14 protein-coding genes and 1 riboswitch are annotated in these 21,284 nt (G+C 46.8%); of the genes, 8 read left to right on the forward strand and 6 right to left on the reverse strand.

Annotated elements, in window-relative coordinates; translation table 11 throughout:
* Nucleotides 1–9 precede the first annotated feature (9 nt).
* Nucleotides 10–96, reverse strand: a riboswitch (NiCo riboswitch).
* Nucleotides 97–185: 89 nt separating this feature from the next.
* Nucleotides 186–893, reverse strand: a complete 708-nt coding sequence (locus N773_RS0110180) for an MBL fold metallo-hydrolase (RefSeq protein WP_024857692.1) — start codon at nucleotides 891–893, stop codon at nucleotides 186–188.
* A 147-nt stretch (nucleotides 894–1,040) separates the two neighbouring features.
* On the opposite strand from N773_RS0110180, the gene N773_RS0110185 reads away from it, so the two are divergent.
* Nucleotides 1,041–2,588, forward strand: a complete 1,548-nt coding sequence (locus N773_RS0110185; protein WP_024857693.1) for a DUF3794 and LysM peptidoglycan-binding domain-containing protein — start codon at nucleotides 1,041–1,043, stop codon at nucleotides 2,586–2,588.
* A gap of 13 nt (nucleotides 2,589–2,601) precedes the next feature.
* The gene (gene spoIVA / locus N773_RS0110190; RefSeq protein WP_024857694.1) at nucleotides 2,602–4,077 is read left to right on the forward strand and encodes a stage IV sporulation protein A; all 1,476 of its coding nucleotides are present in this window, start codon (nucleotides 2,602–2,604) and stop codon (nucleotides 4,075–4,077) included.
* 56 nt (nucleotides 4,078–4,133) lie between these two features.
* On the opposite strand, the gene N773_RS23280 is transcribed toward spoIVA, so the two are convergent.
* Both N773_RS23280 and N773_RS0110200 read right to left on the reverse strand, forming a co-directional pair.
* Nucleotides 4,134–4,259, reverse strand: coding sequence for a hypothetical protein (locus N773_RS23280; RefSeq protein ID WP_278245343.1), 126 nt, complete (start codon nucleotides 4,257–4,259; stop codon nucleotides 4,134–4,136).
* Between the two features lie 124 nt (nucleotides 4,260–4,383).
* Nucleotides 4,384–5,016 carry a hypothetical protein gene (locus N773_RS0110200; protein WP_024857695.1) on the reverse strand — a complete coding sequence of 211 codons (633 nt, stop codon included), beginning with the start codon at nucleotides 5,014–5,016 and terminating at the stop codon, nucleotides 4,384–4,386.
* A 344-nt stretch (nucleotides 5,017–5,360) separates the two neighbouring features.
* Between N773_RS0110200 and N773_RS0110205 the strand changes: the two genes are divergently transcribed.
* Together N773_RS0110205 and N773_RS0110210 are read left to right on the forward strand one after the other, a co-directional pair.
* Nucleotides 5,361–7,655 (forward strand): AAA family ATPase, encoded by a 2,295-nt coding sequence (locus tag N773_RS0110205; RefSeq protein WP_024857696.1) that lies wholly within the window; start codon nucleotides 5,361–5,363, stop codon nucleotides 7,653–7,655.
* 345 nt (nucleotides 7,656–8,000) lie between these two features.
* Nucleotides 8,001–10,610: a rhamnogalacturonan lyase gene (locus tag N773_RS0110210; protein ID WP_024857697.1), complete on the forward strand. Its 2,610-nt coding sequence runs from the start codon at nucleotides 8,001–8,003 to the stop codon at nucleotides 10,608–10,610.
* Nucleotides 10,611–11,668: 1,058 nt separating this feature from the next.
* Here the strand turns inward: N773_RS0110210 and N773_RS21250 are convergent.
* The gene (locus N773_RS21250; RefSeq protein ID WP_024857699.1) at nucleotides 11,669–13,144 is read right to left on the reverse strand and encodes a GGDEF domain-containing protein; all 1,476 of its coding nucleotides are present in this window, start codon (nucleotides 13,142–13,144) and stop codon (nucleotides 11,669–11,671) included.
* 311 nt (nucleotides 13,145–13,455) lie between these two features.
* Here N773_RS21250 and N773_RS0110225 point away from each other — a divergent pair, with 311 nt between their 5' ends.
* On the forward strand, nucleotides 13,456–15,540 hold the full coding sequence (locus tag N773_RS0110225) for an EAL domain-containing protein (RefSeq protein ID WP_024857700.1): 2,085 nt from the start codon (nucleotides 13,456–13,458) through the stop codon (nucleotides 15,538–15,540).
* Nucleotides 15,541–15,809: 269 nt separating this feature from the next.
* Here the strand turns inward: N773_RS0110225 and N773_RS0110230 are convergent, their stop codons facing one another.
* Complete coding sequence (locus tag N773_RS0110230) at nucleotides 15,810–16,595, reverse strand: HAD family hydrolase (RefSeq protein WP_024857701.1); 786 nt, start codon at nucleotides 16,593–16,595, stop codon at nucleotides 15,810–15,812.
* Nucleotides 16,596–17,107: 512 nt separating this feature from the next.
* On the opposite strand from N773_RS0110230, the gene N773_RS0110235 reads away from it, so the two are divergent.
* Together N773_RS0110235 and N773_RS22245 are read left to right on the forward strand one after the other, a co-directional pair.
* On the forward strand, nucleotides 17,108–19,378 hold the full coding sequence (locus N773_RS0110235; RefSeq protein ID WP_242840377.1) for an LTA synthase family protein: 2,271 nt from the start codon (nucleotides 17,108–17,110) through the stop codon (nucleotides 19,376–19,378).
* A 64-nt stretch (nucleotides 19,379–19,442) separates the two neighbouring features.
* Nucleotides 19,443–19,595, forward strand: coding sequence for a hypothetical protein (locus N773_RS22245; RefSeq protein ID WP_155250880.1), 153 nt, complete (start codon nucleotides 19,443–19,445; stop codon nucleotides 19,593–19,595).
* A 423-nt stretch (nucleotides 19,596–20,018) separates the two neighbouring features.
* Here the strand turns inward: N773_RS22245 and rpmB are convergent, their stop codons facing one another.
* Entirely contained in the window at nucleotides 20,019–20,204 is a 186-nt protein-coding gene (gene rpmB, locus N773_RS0110245) for a 50S ribosomal protein L28 (protein ID WP_013499373.1), read from the reverse strand.
* A 288-nt stretch (nucleotides 20,205–20,492) separates the two neighbouring features.
* On the opposite strand from rpmB, the gene N773_RS0110250 reads away from it, so the two are divergent.
* Nucleotides 20,493–21,284, forward strand: coding sequence for a site-2 protease family protein (locus N773_RS0110250; RefSeq protein WP_024857703.1), 792 nt, complete (start codon nucleotides 20,493–20,495; stop codon nucleotides 21,282–21,284).

Below are 21,284 nucleotides of genomic sequence, written 5' to 3' on the forward strand. Positions count from 1 at the left end.
CTGCGGAACAACGTTGTCCCGCAGATGCATCGTCTGCTGCCTGTCAGCCCGACTGCACAGCACCCGCAGTACTGCCGTCTGTTCGGTATATATTATTCATCGCGTGCGGGATTTATGCCTGCACTGCGGTAATTCATTTTCTGATGTTCAGTATAACATATTTTTCGCACAAATGCAATAGTTTTTTAATTATCTGCCTGAATGTACAGCGGTGCAGGAACCGCACCTATCTTTTCGGCGGCTGAACACAGAGCTTCTTCATCATCGAGGTGCATTATGAAAACTTTAACGTTCCTGCTTTTCAGTTCGGGCATAAGGGCTCTCAGCTTATCTATGTGAAGATGTACGGGGGAATCATAGGCAGAAGCCTCAGTGTAGAGGTATGCGCCGTCTGTAAGATAGGGCATGAATGGTTCAAGGGAAGATGTATCACCTGTGAAGACCACACGCTGTCCGTCAATATCAAAACTCCACCCGAAGCACCTGCCTTGGAGGGGGAGCGCATGATTCACAGCAACAGGTGTGAATCCCGTATCTTCGGGAGAAATGATGGTATATGCAGAACTGTCACAGCCGTCAAGTCTTTCAAGCACATAGCTGATATCCTGCCTGATATCGTCGTTAGCCGCGATCACCACAACAGGGATATGCCAGACAAAAAAGCTGAAATGCACAAGCATACCCAGCCCGCCTATGTGGTCGGAATGAGTGTGAGTTATAAGCACGGTGATATTCTCGGGTCGTCCGCCAGCCAGCTTTTCAGCCCCTGCTATGCGCATTTTATGGAAAGCCGACATGGGGCAGTCCAGCAGAAAAAGTTTGCCGCCAAGTGCAAAAAACGCACAGTTGTTATCAGTATTAAAAGCCGAACCTCTGCCAAGAAATCTCAGCATAGTGCCACCTCCGCAAATATCATTTTTAGTATCATAGCACATTTTCAGCCGAATGTAAAGACGTATCGGCAAATTGGAATAAACCTGAAAAGCAGGGCATATGATGTTTATAGCAAAAGGCAATCCGAGAAACAGGAGGAAACAGATATGAACGATGAACTCAGACTTACATCAGACACTGTCTGCGTGATGGAAAAAGCACTCGACTGCACCGAGGAGCTTCCGCTTGAACGGGACATAGTCCTGCCCGACTACTACCCCGATGTTTTCCGCATACTAAGGTGTACGGCAGAACCACGGCTTGCTTCACAGAGTATCAGCGGAGGACGGCTGACATTTGATGTCACGGTAACGGTCAGGGTACTGTATCTCACCGAGGGCAGCAGGCGCATAAACTGCATCGAGCAGAACGCCGAGATAAGCCGCACCATCGACGTTGAGGGCGAATGTGATTCACCGGAAGTGATGATAGACCTTGCCTGCCGCGGTGTGTCGTGCAGGGCAAAGGGCAGCAGGAGGATAGATGTCCGAGGGACGGTGTGCGCCGCCGTAAAGGTCAGCTGCCGCCGCGAAAAGACAGTTATCACAGGGGGCACGGGCTGTGGTATACAGCTTCGCAGACAGACCGTCACTTATCCTGTGAAAAGACTTTCGGCTTACAAACGGATAACAGTCATTCAGCAGACTTCTCTCCCCGATGACAAACCTGCTTTGGGAACGATCCTGCGAACAGGCTGTACAGTCACACGGACGGAACAGCGAATAGTTGCGGGAAAGCTGGCGGTAAAAGGCGAAGCCGAACTTGAAGCCCTCTGCGCCTGCATTGACAAAACAGGTGCGGACTGCGTGCAAAATCTCCGATTTACCCTGCCTTTCAGCCGCATAATAGATATGGAGGGACTTGATGACAGCTTCACTGTCAGCGTGAGGGTAATGCCTGCGGGCTGTGGTCTTGCGGCGGGGAGCGGTGAAGAAAAGACCGCCGAGTGGGAACTCGACCTGAATGTTTTCTGCATTGCCGAAAAGCTCGGCACAGGGGTGGGGGTGACGGACGTTTACTCCACCGAGTACGACTGTCAGCCCGACGACATGGTAGAGATATCAGCAGACAGCGGCGGAGAGGAGAAACTCTCCTGCACCGCGGAATGTACCCTTATCGCCCCCGACGGCACAGTGGGGGCAGTATATGACCATTACGCGTACTGTACACGCCCCGCTGTCAGGGCTGAAAACGGCACTTTCCGCATATCGGGCAGTGTGACCTGTTCTGTCATGGGCGAGGGCAGTGAGGGCGGACTTTTCTGCATAGAGGGTCAGAGCCCCTACGAAGCCGAAGTCCCCTTTCCTGAGGGCTGTAACGCCTGCACACTTGAAGCTTATGCAGAGACAGCAGGCTGTTCCTACTATCTTGGCGATGGCGGCAGTATAAAGGTCAGGACGGATATACGCATAGTTTACCGACTTTTCGGCGGCGCAGGAACGAAGCTTGCAGGCAGTGTGAAGCTGGATAAAGAGAAGCCTGTCTCCCGCGGGAACGGCTGTGCGCTGAGGCTTTGCAGGTGCGGTGATAACGAGGATATCTGGGATATAGCCAAGCGCTGTCGGACTACTGTGGAAGCCATTATGGAAGATAACAGTCTTCCCGAGGGTGCTGACAGCATAGACGGCGGCAGAATGATAGTTATAAGAGGATAAGGGGGCAAATGAATTGAGCAGGGACATATATTCGGACATAGCCCGCAGAACGGGCGGAGATATCTACATAGGAGTTGCGGGACCTGTAAGAACAGGCAAATCAACATTCATAAAGCAGTTCATGGAAAAACTGGTTATACCCAACATCGGCAGTGAGTACCGCCGTGAGAGGGCGCAGGACGAACTGCCACAGTCCGCAGGGGGACGCACCATAATGACCACAGAGCCGAAGTTCATACCCGAAGAAGCGGTGAACATATCACTCGAAGGCGGTGCAAGCTTCAATGTGAGGCTGATAGACTGTGTAGGGTACATAATACCATCGGCACAGGGGTATATCGAGGAAGAAGCGCCCCGCATGGTGATGACGCCATGGTTCGATACGGAGATACCTTTCAACATGGCGGCAGAAGTCGGCACACGCAAGGTCATAGCCGAACATTCCACCATAGGGCTTGTTATCACCACCGACGGCAGTTTTACAGAACTTCCACGTGACGAATACGAAGAAGCGGAAGAAAGGGTAATAAGCGAGCTGAAAGCCGCAGGCAAGCCTTTTGCGGTACTGCTGAACACCTCTGACCCCGACAGCGACGAAGCCCGCAGGCTGTGCGAAGAACTGAGCCAGAAGTACGAAACGGACGTCATACCCGTGAACTGCACCGAACTTGAAGAAGAGGATATCCGCGGCATAATGGCAAACGTGCTGTACTCATTCCCCGTGCGGGAGATAGGCATAGCCATGCCCGAATGGATAAACACCCTTGGCAAGGGTCACTGGCTGAAAGAAGCCGTCTTCGCCCATATAAGAGAAGCCGCCGAGGGAGTTGAAACTCTCAGGCAGATAGCGGCGTGTGCCGATACCATCGGTGAATGTGAGTACATGGAAAAATGCGAGGTAAAGACCATCGATGCGGGAAACGGTTCGGCCGTGATATCAGCACAGCTTTTCAGCGACCTTTTCTACCGCGTGATAGGCGAAGCTACGGGTCTTGAAATAAACGGTGAAAACGAACTTCTGCCCCGGATACTTGAACTTGTTGAGATACGCAAACGCTTTGCTAAATACAAGGACGCCATAGCGCAGATGGAGCGCACGGGATACGGCATAGTAATGCCCGAGCCCGATGAACTCACCATGGAAGAACCCGAGATAATCCGTCAGGGCGGAAAGTACGGCATACGCCTGAAAGCACAGGCACCCGCCATACATCTTCTGCGCACCGAGATAAACACCGAGGTCGCACCCATAGTGGGTTCGGAAAAGCAATCCGAGGAGCTTGTTATGTACATGATGAGCGATTTCGAGAAAGACCCCGACAAGATCTGGAGCTCCAATATATTCGGCAAATCTCTCCACGAACTTGTCAGCGACGGACTTCACACCAAGCTTTCAAAGCTTCCCGATGATGCACGTATGCGCTTGAAAGAAACGGTTGAGCGTATGATAAACGAGGGCTGTTCCGGGCTGATATGCCTTATACTATGACAGCAAAAAAGCGGGGACAGCCGCACAGCTGTCCCCACTTTGCATTTTCCCCGATATCAGCAGCCGCAACCGCCGTTGTTGCCGCATCCGCAGCCACATCCGCAATCGTTGCCGCAGCCCGCCATAAAGATGATGAGGATAAGGATGATGATCCAGAAGAAGTTGTTATTTCCGAAGTTCATAGTATTTCTCCTTTGTGGTTTATTTAAGGCTCCGTAAGCCTTATGGTACATATTATGCTGCGGCGGGTAAAAGGTTACTGCGGATAGCCGATATTATTGTTCTCTCTATAAAACAAATTTACGGTCAGTTGTACTCTACACCCTTTTCCTGTAATCTTTCAACTAACTCATCTGAAATAATATCTTCTCCTTTTGAATTATAACAATTTGCTATAACTAAACTTTTCAGTGCTTCAAACTTTTCAAGATCAGGTAAAACAGGATCAGATATTTCAAGTATTCTCAGTTCTTGTACTTCTTCTGCATAATCATTTAATATCAAAAGGTTATTTGAAATATCAGCTACATGAACATAACTCAGAGCTGAATATTTAAAATCATCTGAAAACCCGGAATGATTAGACAGAATAATTGTTTCAGGACCGGAATCATTTTTTTCTCTGATAGAAAAAGTCACAGTAGCATTAGCTAATGACATTTTTTCATCAGATATATGGTCAAGCAGTTTTTTGTAACAATTTATACTCTGTTTTAAAGAGAGTTCTGAACCATCAGATTCTACGGATAATTCATATCCATTATCCGATGTTTTCTTTATGTTTCTCACCGATAGTGCACTGTAATTATCACTGACGTATTTTTTGATCTTATATCGTTCTGTTATCGGAACCTTTGTGTTCAGGATTCCGACCATAAAGAAACATATAATAATGACCAATAATGCTATGCCTAAGTATTTGAAAAAATTGACTTTCATAAAAGTTTTACCCTCCGAAATTATTTTTCCTGATTGTATGCCAAGGCAAATTACTCCCGATTTTGATTTTAAGAGAGCAGTATGCCTTGTACAATTTTAGAATGTCGATAAAATAACACTCGATATATATACGTTCCGGTGAAAGAGTTTTTTTTGATGTTATTTTCCACAAACATTAATGCAGTGAGATGGTAGATTTGCACATAATTATAATCGTCGGGCTTGTCGTGGATAGTTTGCCAGTTTACACAAGCTTGCTGCTTTGTTAACTTCCGCAGGCATATTTCCTCGGCTCGTGAATACTTTTATCTTATAAGCCTATACTTTCAGCGGAGGTGTTTTGCATGAGCTATGAGAATTACACGGAGACCGGCAGAGAAATCCTGCGCAGGGCGGCGGTGCTTGCGGGAGAAAGGGGGCACACCTATCTGGGCAGTGAACATATCCTGCTTGCCATGACCCGCTGCGGAGGTGCGGCTGAAGCTGTACTCAGGCGGTACGGTGTGACATACGAGGAAGTCAGCGGGGAGATAGATGAACTTATCGGCAGGGGCACACCATGCGTTACACCTGAAAGTGCAAAGACCGAGAATGTCCGTGCCGCACTTGAAACAGCTGAACGTCTTGGCGGAAAAAGCGTGGGCAGCGAGCATATACTTTCGGGACTTCTCCGATGTGTGGACTCCTGCGCTTTGCAGATACTCCACAGGCTTCGTGCCGATGAACGCAGGATAGCTTCCGACAGCTTCACAAGCACCCGCAGTGATGTCCTCCGCAGGAATTATCCTCGGCTGAAAACGCTTTCCCGCTACGGCACCGAACTAACCGACCCAGCTGTATGTCTGGGTTTTGACCCTCTGATCGGGCGTGATGAGGAACTGCGCCTTATTATGGAGATACTCTGCCGCCGCCGAAAGAACGACCCTTGTCTGGTGGGTGAAGCGGGTGTTGGTAAAACAGCCATTGCCGAGGGGCTTGCGGTTAAGATAGTTTCGGGCAGCGTGCCATCTCAGCTGGCAGATAAAAGGCTGTTCGCACTGGATATCACACTTCTTCTTGCGGGCGCAAAGTACCGCGGCGATTTCGAGGAACGCCTTAAAGCCTGTATTGACGAAGCCTCACAGGCGGGGAACGTCATACTTTTTATAGATGAACTGCACAACATCATGGGAGCGGGTGCGGCAGAGGGCGCTATCGACGCGGCAAATATCCTGAAACCCGACCTTGCACGGGGCAGGATACAGATAATAGGTGCCACCACCCCAGAAGAATACCGCCGCACCATCGAAAAAGATGCCGCTATGGACAGGCGTTTCTGTCGGGTAGATATATGCGAACCCGATGAGGATTCGACTTACACAATGCTTATGGGACTTAAAGGTAAACTTGAAGATCACCACGATGTGACCATATCCCCGGAGATATGCCGCTGTGCGGTTGAGCTCAGCGGGCGCTATATGAAGCATAAGCATTTCCCCGATAAGGCGGTTGAACTACTTGACGGTGCCTGCAGTGCGGCAAAGCTTGAAGCGGGTACTGATAAGATACCCGAGCGGGCTTTTGAAAAGTATCTGGCAGGCGAGATAGACAGGAGCGGATATCTTGATGCGATCTCAAACGCCCGCAGACGTACCGTCCTGACCCGCGATATAGTCGAGCAGTCTGTCAGCCGATGTACAGGGATAAAATGCACAGCCCCCGATACCTATGAACGTGAAACTCTCAGGTGTCTCGAAGAAAAACTGGGTGAAGCAGTTGTAGGTCAGGATAGGGCTGTAGCGGCGGCAGCGAGGGCAGTAAGGCGGCGCAGGCTTGGTCTCGGCAGGGGCGGAAGACCTGTGGGCAGTTTTGTTTTCGCGGGAGCGGCAGGTGTCGGCAAGACACTTCTCGCAAGAGAGCTTTCCGAGCTCATAGGCGGCAGGGACAGCCTTATCCGCCTGGATATGAGCGAGTATATGGAGCCCCACAGCGTCGCCAAGCTGATAGGTGCGCCCGCAGGCTATGTGGGCTATGAGGACGGTGGAAGACTGGTGGAACTTATCCGCCGCCGTCCCTGCGGGGTACTTCTCTTTGATGAGATAGAAAAAGCCCACAGGGACATTTTCGGGGTGCTTCTGCAAATGCTTGAAGAGGGTGTCATCACCGACAGCGCAGGCAGAACGGCTGAACTTTCTGAACTGACAGTGATACTCACCACCAACGCAGGGGCGGCAGAACTGGCTGAAAACAAACACGCGGGATTTTTCAGCCGCGGCGGAGAAAGTTTTCAGCGGGATATCGAACGGGCTGTTAAAAAGGTTCTCTCCCCCGAACTTATAAACCGTATGGACGATATAATCGTCTTTGACCCGCTGAACAGGACGGCACTATGCAGTATCGCCCGCAAAGAGCTTGCAAAGCTTTCAAATCGTGCCGCAGAACTCGGCTATACCCTTGAGATATCCCCCGAGTGTGAAGCCTATGCCGCCGAAAAATGCCTTAGCACAGGCGGTTCAGCCCGAGATATCCGCCGATTCGCCGAACAGGAAGCCGAAGATATCCTCTGTGATAGTATACTCTCGGGCTGCGAAAAAAATCTGCGGCTGGATATCAAAAACGGCAGACCCGTTATCTGCGCACCTGACTTATCGGGGGTGTAGATAACACCCCACTCATAGCGCAGTTCGGAACGACAATAATATCATCAGACAGTCTGAGCGTATGCATTTGTTTTGCATACGCTCGATTTCGGTCTATTCCGAAATGGATCTGCATCCTCTCTCTGCAATGGACGGAAAGGATAAAAAAATTACATAAACGGATATTCTTACAATAAGTTTCAAAATGCATCGCGGTTTTTGGTTAGTATTTCTCAGAATTATCAGAATATACACAAAAATTCAACAAATTAGTTGTAAATAGGTGTTGTAAATTTTCAAGGAGTATGTTATTATAATTTACAAAAGATGTTGCATAAACTCAATAATTTTTTCAGGAGGTATAATATGAGAAGTGCATTCAAACGAATCGCAGCGGCAGCAGCTTCACTGTCCGTTGCGCTGAGCGGTTTTGCAGGTACAGCACAGCTGACTGCAAGCGCCGCATACGGTCAGGGCGGCAACGGCACCGCCATAATGGAGTATCTCGACCGCGGCATTTACGCTATAAAGTCGGGCAACGGTATGTTCATCAGCTGGCGATTCAACGCCAATGACTCTGATGATACCGAGTTCCGCCTGTACCGCGACAATACTCTGATCTACACCAGCAAGGCAGGTCAGGCTACCAATTACTGGGACGCTTACGGCAATTCAAATTCAACATACCGTGTGGATACTTTCGTAAACGGCAGTTTTAAAGCCTCGGATAACTGCATTTTCAAATCGGGCTCTAACTATTTCGATATCCCGCTGAACAATCCCGATTCAAGCAAATATTCGCCCAACGACTGCTGTGTGGGCGATGTCAACGGCGACGGACAGTATGAGATATTCGTAAAGTGGGACCCCAATGATTCACAGGATAACTCAAAGACAGGCTATACAAGCAAGGTGTATATCGACTGCTACACCCTCACAGGTCAGCAGCTGTGGCGCATCGATATGGGAAAGAATATACGTGCAGGTCAGCACTATACCCAGATGTGCGTGGCTGACTTCGACTGCGACGGAAAGGCTGAACTCATCACCAAGACCTGCGACGGCACAGTTGACGGCACAGGCAAAGCTATCGGCAATGCGTATGCAAACTATGTTGACAGTTCGGGAACCGTACTGACAGGCCCCGAGTACCTGACACTTTTCGAGGGTGCAACAGGCAAGGCACTGGATACCATAGATTTCCCCGTACCCAGAGGTACTGCAACAGGCAACACTGCTAAAAGCACATGGGGCGATAACTACGGCAACCGCTGTGAGCGCTACAATTCAGCTATCGCTTATCTGGACGGCGTTCACCCCTCGGCTGTATACGGCAGAGGCTATTATACAAGACTTTCACTCTCCGCAATAGATGTACGCAACGGCAAGCTTTCAAAGCGCTGGGTGTACGATACAGGATTCAACAGCAGCGACCCCGCTTACGGTCAGGGCAACCACAACGTAATGGTAGCCGATTTCGATAACGACGGCAAGCAGGAAGTCTGCATGGGCGCATCATGCTTTGATGATAACGGCAGTCTGCTGTGGTCAACAAAGCTGGGTCACGGCGATGCCATGCACGTAGGCGACCTTGACCCCAATCACGAGGGTATCGAGGTATTCCTCTGCCACGAGAGCGGAAATTACGGCATATCCCTTATCGACGGCAGAAACGGCAGCAAGATATGGCACTATGACGGCGACAAGGACACCGGCAGATGCTGTGCAGACAACGTTCTGGCAGGCAATGGCGGTGCTGAATTCTGGGGTTCAAGACCCGCATACGCTGTATATAATACAAAGGGTCAGCAGATAGGCAGCAAGCAGCCTTCCACAAACTTCCTTATCTACTGGGACGGCGACCTTGAGCGCGAACTGCTGGACAATATCTACATCACCAAGATGACAGGCGTCGATTCCTATCAGACCATATTCACAGCTAACGGCTGTGCTTCAAACAACGGCACAAAGGCTGTTCCATGCCTTACAGCTGATATCTTCGGCGACTGGCGTGAGGAACTGGTACTCCGTACAGAAGATAATTCCAAACTCCGTGTATTCTGCACAAATACCGAAACAAAGTACCGCATGACCACACTGATGCATGATATGCAGTACCGTATGCAGGCAGGCTGCGAACAGTCCTCCTACAATCAGCCTCCTCATCCCAGCTATTATCTGGGCAGTGAGACAGGTGTTCCCGCAAGACCCAATATCAAGCTGAACAGCTCTGCTCCCGAGCCTGTTAACGGCAAGCTGATAAAGAACTTCCTCGTCAGGGACAGCGCAAATGCCGACGGCTGGAAGCTGATGAATTCCAACACCACAGGCGGACTTATCTACGGTGACAGAGATTTCACCTATACATCTCTCTCTTATGAACTTCAGAACAGCGAATACATCATGACAGCCTGCAACTCAAAGAACACTGATGCAGACCTTGCGGAGTTCACAGCTGACAAGGGTATTGAAGTTTATGTAATGGTGGATGACCGTGAGGAAGCAGCAGGCATGATACCCTACTGGCTCAGCGGATATACCAAAACTTCCCTGACAGCACGTTCAAGCAATGATGTAACATATACAGCTTACAAGAAGGCTTTCAATGCAGGCGATAAGGTAGTTCTCGGCACAAACGGCATGACAGGCTATGTTGTGAACTACACTGTATTCGTGAAAGAGCAGCAGACCTCGGCTCCTTCTCCGGACATGAATATAAGAGTTAATTACAACACTCAGTACCACCAGATACAGTTCGTATGGGACAAGGTACAGGGCGCAGACAGATATGGTATCGCTGTATATCTGGCAGGCAAGTGGAGAGTCCAGACTTCAAACATAACTACAAACAGCTATGTAACACCTAAAAACCTGACACCCGGCTTATCCTATCAGGTCGCTATCGCTGCAAGGGTTAACGGTGTTTGGAATACAACTGAAGCTATCAAGAATCGTGTATTTGTTACTGTAGGATGATAACCGAAAGTATCAAGGATAAATAAACATCCTCCCAATTGATAAAAGGGGCTGTTGCAGCCCCAACAAAGAAAAAGAGCCTGGCACAGACCTGAATGAAAGGTAGTGCCAAGCTCTTCTTTTTGTGGTATAATATAATTGCAAAAACCATTAAACCAACGAAATGAGAATACAAGTCAATCCCACCACTAAATTGACAAAAGTTGACAAAAGTTGACACGAAAATGTCAACTTTATAACCCCCGAAAAATAGGGCTTTCAGAGGTAAAAACATAAAAGTTGACAAAGTTGACAGGGTAGTAAGGATACTTTAAAAAAGTAAATTTACCATATATTGGAAATTACCTGCTATTTTTTCATTTTTCCCCTTACCTTGTCAACATTGTCAATTTTCTCAAAAACAAGGCTTAAACGCCGTAAAATAGGGCTTTTAAAAGTTGACAAAACAGTGTCAATTTGTGTCAACTTTGTCAACTTTTGTATTAGCGTGCTAAAGCGTTCCGTATATACCTATTTCGTTTCGGGCGAAAAATATACTCCCCGACCGTTTTTGAACTGAAAACGGCATAAAAACCAGCAGAACATATTGCAAAACAACAGCCCCCGTCTTCACGAGGGCTGTTTATCTTATCCGTATGAACGGAATAATATTCTTCCGACGGGCTGCAAGGTCAAAAGGAGAAATGAGCAAGCTTCTTGATAACACAAAATTCAAAGCAGCCCCATCGGCTTTGGAGAAAAGAGTTTAGAAGGTCTTTAACATTCTCTGTAAATGACGCCGAAACTATCCACATACCGTCCGCATATACTGTGGTTCGTGCAAATGTGTCCGTCATATGAATAAAGACTTCATCATTTACCGCTATACGGCAGTCTTTTGGATCCATGGCAAAATGCCAAAAATCGTCACCGCATTGCACATCGCAAAGGTTAATTCGTGATATGATTTTGTTCAAAAACGCTAACCTTTCTACTGCCATCATTATAGCACATATGAATTTAAATGTCAATAGGATTTATAAATTTTTATATTATAACAAATTAATGATATAGATATATCATCTGTAGCTGCCATACTTTTTCTTGAATTCTGTCTTGTTTTCGTACATGGCTTTATCGGCACGCTTGAAGACGAAATCCAGCGTCATATCATCAGAAGCCTTTTCTGCCATGCCCACAGCCGCTGAAAATCTGTCCCATGGGTCGGCTTCGGTGTGAGAATAGCTTTCCTCAAAGACCTTTTTCACCTGTTCAAAAATCGAGCGTCGGTTCTGATAATCTGTGCCCTGCAGCAGTACAATGAACTCGTCGCCGCCTATCCTGTAAACGGGAGAATGCTTGTAAGCCTCGCATATCATTCGGCAGCAGCCCTTTATATAATGGTCTCCCGACTTGTGTCCGTACTCATCGTTTATCCGTTTGAGATTGTTCATATCCACCATAACAATGGCAAATTCCTTAGGATATTCAGCGGTGAAATCCTCAGTCTTTTTGATGTATGCCGCCTTATTTCCCACGCCTGTCAGGGCATCCTTGTAGGTCTCGATACTCAGCTGACCTATCTGCTGCTGCTGTGCCTTTATGTCTGCTTCGGCTTTCAGCTTGTCAGCCTGCAGGCTGTACAGGTCGTTAAGCTTATCGATAGTATCTATCTCCATATGACGAATACAGCGGTATATCTCCCCTATCTCGTCATTGCGGTCAATATCAAGGTCAATGACCCCTGCTTCTTCATAGCTGAGATGTTCAGAGGGCTTGAACTTTTTTATCTCCCGCGTCATAGCGCCCAGAGGTCTTATCAGCAGCTTGTTGATGAATAGCACAGCACCTGTCAGCACCACAGCCACAAATCCCAGAGAACCCAGAACAAGGTAGATACGAAGTCTGTTTCTGGCTTTCATAACATCATCCATACCGAAATCACAGCCCACAAAACATAAACATTCGCCCTTTGAATCGTAGACAGGCTCAAAATCCGAGCACAGCCAGCCCCAGTCACCCTTAGATATATTGGGTTCGGACAGGTCATTAAGATCCATTTCCTGAGACTCTTCCTCACGTTCTTCACAGTATCCTATCTTGAAGAGCGGTGAGGAATCATCGCTAATGAGGTACATATCCTTTGCAGTTTCCTCATTATCGCGGGCAACTACGTAGATGTATTTCATATCCTTGATATTGCCCATATACGCCGATATATAATCACGGGTACTGCAAAAACGCTCCCACAGCCCTTTCTCTCTGAGGTATTCTTTGATGAGGGCATCATCATTATCTTCTGCGGCTTTTGCCCTTATCTTCTGAAAGTTTTCCTCCTCCACCACTGCCTTCAGTTCAGCAAGAAAATCACCGTCAATGAAGTACGCCACATTCTTCGCATTATCGGAAGCACACTGCTTATAATAGGCGTTTATGCGGTTGACACTGGTGTTAAAAGCTATCATGGCAGTACCCGCCGCCACTGCGAATACCGTCAGCGTCACAAAGATATACATTTTAATTCTTATTGAAAATCGTTTGTTATCGTTAGTCATATGATCGTCACCTCTTGGGTTGTTTTATCATCAAAGTAGTTCATTTATATTATACTATATTTTCACATTTTAGTCAATATTATTGTTGAAATTTTTCAATTAATTATATCTTGTTATAGTTTGTAAAAATGAAAAACTTATTGCCAAGCGCTTGACTAATATTAATATATATGGTATAATATAACTAATAATCTTGGGTGATTTTGTATTTTTTAGTAATCAAGCACAAAAACGTCTGTGTGCTTAAAATATTCAGGTTAAGAAGTCGGTGGAACAAAAATTTAATGGCAATTTTATAAAGTGGTGATAATATGAACAGCAAAAGCAAAGGTATACTCCTGATGAAGGAATACCTTGAAAAGGCGTCAGGGGCGGGGAGTACGAGCGAGCTCGTGGACCTTGACGAAAAATACAAGGCTATGCTTGCCGATGTGGATGAAGACGGATTGATGGAGCTGCATCAGGCGTTTTCCGTATACGCCCGCAGCATCATGCAGCAGCTTGAAGAAAAAGAGAGTTCCGGCAAGGCGGCGGAGCTTTCGGGAAAGGCAAGGAGCGAGTATCTGAAAGTTCAGCAGCTGCTCGATGTAAATCAGCTGACCTACCATTTTCAGCCCATAGTACGCGCAGATAACGGTCAGATCTTCGCATACGAAGCCCTTATGCGTGCTGACGGCGTAGAGGGGATAACTCCATTCCATATACTGAAATATGCAGAGCTTTCCGGAAGGCTGAGCGAAGTAGAGGAGTACACTTTCCTGAACGTGCTGAACATGCTGAAAGATAACAGCGAAAGTCTCCGCGGCAGACCCGTTTTTATAAACAGTATAGCCAACGTGCGTACCTCCCCCGAAAAGGAAGAAGAGATAGAACTTCTGCTTGAAGAACACGCTGATATAGTGGTCATCGAGATAACCGAAATTTCCGAATTCGATGACAGCAAGCTGGAAAAGATAAAGGAGAAATACGATTCTCTCGGCATACCCATAGCCATAGACGATTTCGGCACGGGATATTCAAATATATCCAACCTTTTGAGGTACACCCCTAATTTCGTCAAGATAGACAGAATACTCATCACAGATATAGCAAACAACACCAATAAAAAGCACTTCGTCCGCGAGATAATAGATTTCTGCCACGAGAACGGCCTTAAAGCCCTTGCGGAGGGCGTTGAGACTTATGATGAGCTCCGAACTGTGATACTGCTTGGTGTTGACCTGATACAGGGCTTCTATACTGCACGTCCGGCGGCGGATATATTGCCCGAGATACCCTATGAGCGCCGCCAGGAGATAATCGAGTGCCGCCGCGAACTTGAAGACGGCAGACGGCTGAAGATATACACTGCTGATAAGTACGAAAAGGTATCTCTGGAAAGACTTGGCAAAGAGGGTTACAGCTGTATACACATCGGTTTCAGGTACCATGACGGCAATGTAACCATCGCAGGCTCGGGAAATTACGATTCGGGCATACACATACAATGCTCAGACGGCTTCAATGGCATGGTTGTACTGGAGAACGCACATCTTTCGAACATCGCGGGCAGACCCTGTATAGATGTCGGAAGTGAAAGCTGTGTGACCCTGTGCCTTAACGGAAACAACAGGCTCACGGGCGGCGGCATCAGGGTGGACGAAAGCTCAAAATTCAATACCGAGGGTGACGGCGATCTTGATATACAGCTGGGTGACACCGACTACTACGGCATCGGCAACGACCTGTCATCTGCCCACGGCAGGCTTGAATTCGGGCATGACGGCACTATCTCGGTCAGCGCCAAAAGCCATACAGGTGTATGCATCGGCTCTGGACGGGGCGGTGAGATATCCATCGGCAGGGGCAGATACACATTCAATACAGCAGGAGCCTCCAGCGTTGGTGTAGGTGCTTTTGACGGCAATTCAAAGATCGAGATACTGGGCTGTGACCTTTCAATGGCACTCAACGGAGCCTTTAACGTAGGTATTGGCGCTGTCGGCGGCAATGCAAAGATACATATGATCTATTCCAGCGTGAATGTCACCCTTAACAGCCAGATGGCGGCAGGCGTAGGCTCACTTTCCTGCGGCGATGCCGATATCCATATCGAACATATGAATATCCATGAGAATATCCATGCTTCCGAGCTTTCAGCCTTCGGGGCACTCCGCGGTGATTCGGATATTAAAATGGAAAACGCCAATGTTGAAATAACAGCTGACGGTTCAAAAGCACTGGCTTTTGGTTCAAAAAACGGCAGTACCGACCTTTATACCGACGCCATCACGCTGAGTGTTGAACTTGCGAACTCACTGGGATACATCACCACAGCCAAAAACATCAGCAATAACGGTGGCAGGACAAAAATAAAGCTCAACGGCAGTGAGTACGATACTATCCCTGCGGGCTGAGCCATGGAGAGCAGTGATGAAATATCGGTAACGCGGGAGATATCACCGCTTATAAATCACAGTCATCGCTAAAAAACTGAGCGTGAACGTTCACACACGTCCACGCTCTTTTAATTTGCAGAAAATATTGACCAGCCCGAGTTCAGAAAGTTCGGTCGGTCAATAATTATTCGCTTTTCTTACAGCAATATTTTCATATTTGGTCGATCATGACTCCCACAAGCTTTCAGCAAAAAGCACGACCCCAAGACCTGCCTTATGGCAGTTTATTAAAAACAAAGCTTTATTATCTCTTTCATCACGCTGTTATCATTATTTGAGCCTGTGGAGAAATTCGCCGCCTTTTTAACCAGTGAATGAGAATTCTCCATAGAAAAACTGTAATAAGAATTTTCCAGCATCTCGATATCGTTGAGGTAATCTCCGAAAGACATGGTCTCGCCGTAATCAACGCCAAGTCTGTCCTGCATCTTGTGGAGTGCGGAGCCCTTGGTTATGCCCCGGTTCATGATATCCACCCAGCGGTCACCCGAAAGCTGAACGTTGAAATACTCGCCGTAGCGGGCACGAAGCTTGGGATATGCTGTAGTTTCGATACTTCCCTTTCGTTCAAAAACAGCTACCTTGAATATCTCATCATCAAAGGCGGAAAGATCTTCCATATACTGCTCGTTGACGTAGTACTTGCGTATCTCTTCAAGCTCAGCGGCTTCTCTGCCGTTATGCCATGTGCCGTGCTTTCCGCACAGTAGTATCAGCAGATCCTGCTCTTCGCAGAAACGCACCATGTTATGTACAGCGTCATCGGGGAGCACCGACATCGATACGACCTCGCCCTTATCATAGACGTAAGCGCCGTTATCGCAAATAAAAATAAGATCGTCCATGTATCTTTTGAACTGCTGTTTCAGTGTACAGAAACTGCGTCCGCTGGAAACTGCGAAGCGAATGTTTTTGCTGTTCAGATTCTGTAATACGGTGTCAAAATTCTCAGGCAGGCGCTTGCTGTCATCAAGCATCGTGCCGTCAAGATCGGTGGCTATCAGCTTTATCATGAGTACCTCATTTCTGCCCTTAAAAGGGACGTTTCCGCCGTTCACAAACAAAGATATTATAAAGGATTCCGACAAATAAATCAACTGTTTTTTATGCACTTTGCAAAACTTTGTAGACATCTATATATTTGGCACTGCTTAGCGAAAATAGTTGAATATTTTGCATAAATCTCCACGAAGCACATACCATTTACAGTACAGGGATATTTTTCCTGATGTGACAATCATCTGAAATATGACTGCAAGTCATTGACAATCATGAAAAATGTGTTACAATTAGTAGTGATATATATAGCTGTATGGGCTTTTGGGCAATTGTTTAAAACGCTGAAAATAAAAAATGATTCTTGACAATTATCACAAATAGGATTAAAATAGTATTCGCAAAAGAATCATCAGAATAAACAGTGTTAGTTTTCATTCAGTCCGTCAAAGCCCAGAGTACAGAGAATACGGCATAAATGAAAACTATTTATTTTGTTTATCAACGGTAGATCAAGGAGAATCAGATAATGAAATTTATTAAGAAAATCGGCAGTAAGCTGAAGAACTTTTGCAAGGATAACCCTCTTCTGCTTTCATTCGTTGCCATTTCGGTGATCAATGCATTTTTGCTGAGAGTGTTCACTGTCAAATTTGCCTACAATCAGGTAAAACCATTGCTGGCAGATATCGCAGCCATGCTGCTGATGGGCTCATTCTCGTTTTGTTTCAAGACGCTGAAAGGGCGTTTCAGATATCTTATGACGATGAATGTCATAAACCTGATATTCGTGGCCGGCAATTCGATATATTACTCGAATTTCAAGTCATTCCTGTCATTCTCACTGCTTTCAACAGGTTCACAGCTTCCCGGCGTTATGGATGCCGTTTTCAAGAACATCATGGAAGCCAAAGACCTGATATATCTGTGGGCGATACCTGCCCTTGCGGTGGTATACCACTTCTGCAAGAAAAAGACACGTGAGTACGACTCCCAGACAAAGCAGAAACGAAAGCGCAGCAGAAGCTTCGGATTCACCGCTGTATGCGGACTGGTCATCCTCGGCATATTCGCCGCTACACTCACAGGCACCGATTATTCGAGACTCCGCAAACAGTGGAACAGAGAGTACGTACTGGGTACTTTCGGTATGTACGTATACCAGACAAGCGATGCGATATCCAGCGCATATTCCCGTATAAATATGGTATTCGGCTATGCTGAGAAAAAGGAAGCCTTCGATGAATTCTACGACGAGAAAGACGAGAACTCCGAGGTTGCCGCATCTGCCGCAAAGAACGATTATACAGGTATCTTCAAGGGCAAGAACGTGATAGTCATACACGCAGAGAGCATACAGCAGTTCTGTATGGATACCTACATAAACGGTGAGGAGCTCACTCCGAACCTGAACAAGCTGGCAAGAGAGGGTCTTTACTTCAAGAACTTCTATGCACAGGAAAGCGTAGGTACCAGCTCGGATTCAGAGTTCACGTTCTCATCATCGCTTATGCCAGCATCAAGCGGTACAGTAGCTATAAACTACTGGGACAGGGATTACGCCACCACCCAGAAGATGCTGAAAAATATGGGCTACTACACTTTCAGTATGCACGGCAACAACGGCTCTTACTGGAACAGACTGAATCTTCACAGTTCACTGGGATATGACAAGTTCTACAACTATACCGATGATTTTGTTATAGATGAAACTATCGGTCTGGGTCTTTCGGATAAGAGCTTTTTCAGGCAGGCAGTGCCGAAGGTCATGGAGATAGATGCCGAGCACAAAAACTGGTACGGCTGTTTCATAATGCTGACGAACCACACTCCCTTTACAGATATCGAACGTATCAGCGATTATGATATTACATTCAGATACAAGATGTACAACGGCGAAACGGGACTTTATGAAGATGTTTCCGCACCTTTCCTGGAAGGTACAAAGCTTGGTTCCTACTTCAAATCGGTACATTACGCCGATGAAGCCCTTGGGCAGTTCCTCGCCGACATGGACAAGGAAGGCTTGCTGGAAAACTCGATAGTAGTGCTTTACGGCGATCACGATGCCAAGGTAAAGGCTACCGAATATGAGTACTATCTCAACTACGACCCATTTAACGAGACAGTCCTCACCGAGGAAGATGCAGGATATATCCCTGTTGACGACTTCTACTACAACATCAACCGCAACACACCGTTCATTATATGGTCAAAGGGCGGCGAATGCAAACCCAAGGAGATCAGTCAGGTGATGGGTATGTACGATATCCAGCCTACCCTCGGTAATATGCTGGGATTTGATAACAAGTACGCACTTGGCCACGATATATTCTCCATACCAGATGACGAAGAGAACGTGGTGATATTCCCCAACGGCAATTTCGTGACCGATACGATATACTACGACAGCCAGAAGGCGATGTATTTCGACCTTGAAGACTATAGGAACGTTATGACACACGCCTCCTGCAATCAGGTATACAAGGATACCCCCAACCCGATCTACGATGCAACAAAACACGGGCTGTTCAAAGTTTCCACCGATGAGGACTACTGTGCCGACACCTGTGAATCCCGCATAAATGACGGTATTGTGGACGATGATTATATACAGTCCTACGCAAGCTATGCCGAGGAGATAATAGATATCTCAAATGCGATAATCTACTATGACATGATAACAAAGACCGAACAGGGTTTTGAACAAAGCGTAGAAGCACAGTTCGACAGCGACAGCCGTGCCGAATTATTCACACCGCCCGAAATCGGCAAGCGCCGCACAGGAATACCGATGTAATTCATAATTGTTGACAGGAAGATAACTTCGCAGTTCTTAGGATAGAATGCCAAGGAGAAGAGCTTTGGGTCAAGCCTTTCGCGAAAGGCTTGCGGAGAGCACACCATCAGCAAAGCTGATGGTTAGAGGCAGAGCCTCTCGGTCAAGGTGCAAAGGCGACGTTGCAGCTATCATAACAATAGCAGACTATCTCCCGACCCAAAAGGCGCAGCAATAACAAAACATCAGAGCGTGGACAATCAAACCGTCCACGCTCTTTCTATCTGCGTAAATTTATTGCTGCGCCCGCCGTCAAACAGCGCAGCCACAGCCGACGCAGTCGCTGTTCTTTGACGGCTCGACCCGAGGTACGAGGGGCGACTAACTCACAAACTGACGACCCACGACTATACCAATCTATACCAACTATAATCACCCTCGATATCAATAAAGAAAAACCATCACAACGCTACCAAGAGATACGGCTGCATACGAAATAATACCACCGTATACCAAACCATACGACTGTATAATTTCGTATGAAACCGACCAATGTGGTATACCACTGTAATAACCTTACCGCGAAAAAAGCACAAAAAAATACGCCTGCGTACAAAACGCAAGCGTACTGTTTACCATTGTTTGCAAGCATAAGCTGAAATTATGCTCTTTCAACCTTGCCCGAGCGCAGACATCTGGAGCAAACGTAAACGTGTGTGGGAGTGCCGTTAACAACAGCCTTAACTCTCTTTACATTGGGCTTCCAGGTTCTGTTGGTTCTTCTGTGAGAGTGAGATACCTTTATACCGAAAGTAACACCCTTTCCGCAAACTTCACATTTTGCCATATCGGTGCGCACCTCCTTTGCACGAAATTTAAGCTGACCGATCTAAGCCGACAGCTTAAATCCAATCACATGATACTAGAGTATTATAACACATATCACAAAAAATTGCAAGCCCTTTTCACAAAAAATTTAAAAAACTGCCGATTTGATGAAAAATGACAAAAACAGTCCCTTTGCACTTGAAATATTCTTGTAGATGTAGTATAATATATAATGTATTTGTGTATCAACAGACAAATTCTGCCAATGCTGAATACGGCAGAAATAACAATGAAATGAGGAAAGAAAATGACCATAGACGATCTATTGAGATACGGCTCACGTATTCTGATACTTATGATGTGTATACCCGTACATGAATTTGCCCACGCATGGGCTGCAACAAAACTCGGAGATGATACACCTGCCTATCAGAAAAGGCTCACCCTGAACCCCATAGCCCACCTTGACCCCATAGGCTCCATAGGTATACTGCTCTGCGGTTTCGGCTGGGGCAAGCCCGTACAGGTGAATCCCGCAAGATTCAACAGGAAGATATCCATGAGGGCAGGCATGGCGATAACGGCTGCTGCAGGTCCTTTATCAAACCTTATCATGGCGCTGTTAGGAACGATAGGATTTAAATTCCTGCTTGGATCGATAGTTTACAATAGCAACACCATTAGAGTAGACAATCTGAATTTCAACGCTAAAGAATTGTTATATAAGTTTTTTGTTCAAAACACCGGGTATGTAGATTATTATGCAAAGCTCCTAGCCGAAGCCAACAACAATTTGGCGCTGTACTGGCTTTTAGTGATATGCGAGGCTTTTGTATTTATAAACATCGGTCTTGCAGTGTTCAACCTTATACCCGTTGCACCTCTTGACGGTCAGAAGATATTCTCATACTTCCTGCCGGACAGGATAAACGCTAAGATAGCCAACTATCAGTTCTATATATCCCTGATAGTTATCGGTCTGCTGACATTCAGCGACCTGCTGAACGGTCCTGTATTCTGGATGGAATCAGGTATATTCTGGCTGCTGAACAAGATAACATTCTTCATCGATCCTCTGGTGACGATGATATTCAGTTAA

It is taken from the genome of Ruminococcus albus AD2013 (assembly GCF_000526775.1).
Lineage (GTDB): Bacteria > Bacillota > Clostridia > Oscillospirales > Ruminococcaceae > Hominimerdicola > Hominimerdicola alba_A.

Coding starts and splice junctions, on each gene's coding strand:
- N773_RS0110250 (WP_024857703.1), top strand. CDS start 20,493: ATGACCATAGACGATCTATTGAGATACGGCTCACGTATTCTGATACTT.
- N773_RS0110200 (WP_024857695.1), bottom strand. CDS start 5,016: ATGAAAGTCAATTTTTTCAAATACTTAGGCATAGCATTATTGGTCATT.
- N773_RS0110180 (WP_024857692.1), bottom strand. CDS start 893: ATGCTGAGATTTCTTGGCAGAGGTTCGGCTTTTAATACTGATAACAAC.
- N773_RS0110235 (WP_242840377.1), top strand. CDS start 17,108: ATGAAATTTATTAAGAAAATCGGCAGTAAGCTGAAGAACTTTTGCAAG.
- N773_RS23280 (WP_278245343.1), bottom strand. CDS start 4,259: ATGAACTTCGGAAATAACAACTTCTTCTGGATCATCATCCTTATCCTC.
- N773_RS0110205 (WP_024857696.1), top strand. CDS start 5,361: ATGAGCTATGAGAATTACACGGAGACCGGCAGAGAAATCCTGCGCAGG.
- N773_RS0110225 (WP_024857700.1), top strand. CDS start 13,456: ATGAACAGCAAAAGCAAAGGTATACTCCTGATGAAGGAATACCTTGAA.
- N773_RS21250 (WP_024857699.1), bottom strand. CDS start 13,144: ATGACTAACGATAACAAACGATTTTCAATAAGAATTAAAATGTATATC.
- rpmB (WP_013499373.1), bottom strand. CDS start 20,204: ATGGCAAAATGTGAAGTTTGCGGAAAGGGTGTTACTTTCGGTATAAAG.
- N773_RS0110230 (WP_024857701.1), bottom strand. CDS start 16,595: ATGATAAAGCTGATAGCCACCGATCTTGACGGCACGATGCTTGATGAC.
- N773_RS0110185 (WP_024857693.1), top strand. CDS start 1,041: ATGAACGATGAACTCAGACTTACATCAGACACTGTCTGCGTGATGGAA.
- N773_RS0110210 (WP_024857697.1), top strand. CDS start 8,001: ATGAGAAGTGCATTCAAACGAATCGCAGCGGCAGCAGCTTCACTGTCC.